We start from the raw sequence: 1,518 nt of genomic DNA, 5'->3' as shown, positions 1-1,518 counted from the left end.
GCACAGCACCCGCGACAGCGGCTGGTCCTTGGCCGTGCCGATCGCGGCGAGGAGGTTGTCGGTGCTGGTGGCACCCATCCGCTCCAGTCCCAGCAGCTGGTCGCGGGTGAGGGTGAACAGGTCGGCGAGATCGGCCACCAGGCCGGTCTCGCCGAGCTGGACGACGCGGGTGTGGCCGAGGCCCTCGATATCGAGCCGGTCGCGGCCGGCGCCGCGAACCGCAAGGGACACGCGACCATCGGGGGCCCTCGCCCCGTCTCCATGGCTCTTCCCCGGCGGCCAGCCCGGACACCGATCAGCACCACACAGCTGACCCAGCGGCTGAACCAGCTCAGGATCCGACCCGACCAGGCCCGCAGCACCGCTCTCTTCCAACTCGCCACCGAGATCCCCGCCGTGATCCTCGCCCGCACCCTGGGCATCCACACTGACGTCGCCGTCGCTTGGCAGCGTCTGTCTGCAGGCGACTGAGCCACCTACGCCGCCGAAGTCAGCCACCGCACTTCAACGCAGGAGGACAGCAGATGACCAGCCGAAACTCCCTGCCGGACAGCGAAGTCTGGGACCCCTTCGGCACGTTGCACCAGGCATTGTGGATCGGCGGCGGCCAATGGGCCGGAAAGTCGACCGTGGCCCGGCTCCTGGCCGTCCAATACGGCGTCACCGTCTATCACTACGACTACCACGACGCTCGCGGTCACAACGATCGCCGGATCGCCCGTCGCGTCGGCCTCGGCGAGCCCGCCACCGAGCCCGACCTGGACAAGGTGTGGGTCCGCTCCACCCCGCAAGAGATGGCCACCGAGACCCTGGCCGGCTTCCCGGACCGGTTTGAGTGGGCCCTGGACGATCTGCGCGCGCTCGTCTCGGGCCACCCGATCATCGCCGAGGGCTGGGGACTCCGTCCCGAACTTGTCGCACCCATCATCGACTCACCGCGCCGGATGGTCGTCATGGTGCCCACGCCAGGGTTCCGCCAATACCAGCTCAGCGAGCTACCCCGCGCCGCCTCGCTTGGGCACCGCGTCAGCGATCCGGTCCGAGCCCAGGCCAACCGCCTCACCCGGGACCGCCTCGTCGCCGAGGATGCCGTCCGCACAGCCCACCAGCTCGGCATCCGCGTGATCGAAGTCGACGGTTCCCGCGATGCCGCTGCGATCGCGGAGATTGTCGCCGACCACTTCAGTCCCTACCTCCCGCGACAACACCGCGAGGCTTGATCATCACGGGCATTCATCTGAAGGGAACGGTGAGCTGGGAGAACACTGATCGGGGTGTGCTTGTCCCTGCTCGTCGATCAGATCCGTACCGGACAGGGAAGAATGAGATGACACGTGATGCTCCTGGTCGTTTGAGACGACAGGGCCGCTCAGTGATCTCGCGCGGCCCGGACAAAGGCACGCTGATGAAGCGCAATCCCTATACGTATGCAGCCATAGCAGTTGTGTTCGGATCTGCCGGAGCAGCCTGGGCGCATGGCGGATCATGGCCTGGATGATGCGAGTACGATCCGCCATC

General features: G+C 67.3%; 2 protein-coding genes and 1 pseudogene. 2 read left to right on the top strand and 1 reads right to left on the bottom strand.

Annotated features, from left to right (window positions below):
• Nucleotides 1-289: pseudogene (locus ACYVO6_RS32710) on the bottom strand (NAD-dependent DNA ligase LigA); the annotation flags it as partial.
• Here ACYVO6_RS32710 and ACYVO6_RS32705 point away from each other — a divergent pair.
• Entirely contained in the window at nt 262-471 is a 210-nt protein-coding gene (locus tag ACYVO6_RS32705) for a hypothetical protein (protein WP_461067539.1), read from the top strand. The pseudogene ACYVO6_RS32710 and the gene ACYVO6_RS32705 overlap by 28 nt on opposite strands.
• A 53-nt stretch (nt 472-524) precedes the next feature.
• On the top strand, nt 525-1,220 hold the full coding sequence (locus ACYVO6_RS32700) for a hypothetical protein (RefSeq protein ID WP_461067537.1): 696 nt from the start codon (nt 525-527) through the stop codon (nt 1,218-1,220).
• The last annotated feature ends 298 nt before the right edge of the window (nt 1,221-1,518 follow it).

This window comes from Streptomyces pseudoechinosporeus, from assembly GCF_054783935.1.
Note: the sequence above shows the minus strand (reverse complement) of the source record. Positions and strands in the feature narration are given on the sequence as shown.

Excerpts from the sequence above, each read along its gene's own strand:
- ACYVO6_RS32700 (WP_461067537.1), top strand. The coding sequence starts at position 525 with ATGACCAGCCGAAACTCCCTGCCGGACAGCGAAGTCTGGGACCCCTTC.
- ACYVO6_RS32705 (WP_461067539.1), top strand. The coding sequence starts at position 262 with ATGGCTCTTCCCCGGCGGCCAGCCCGGACACCGATCAGCACCACACAG.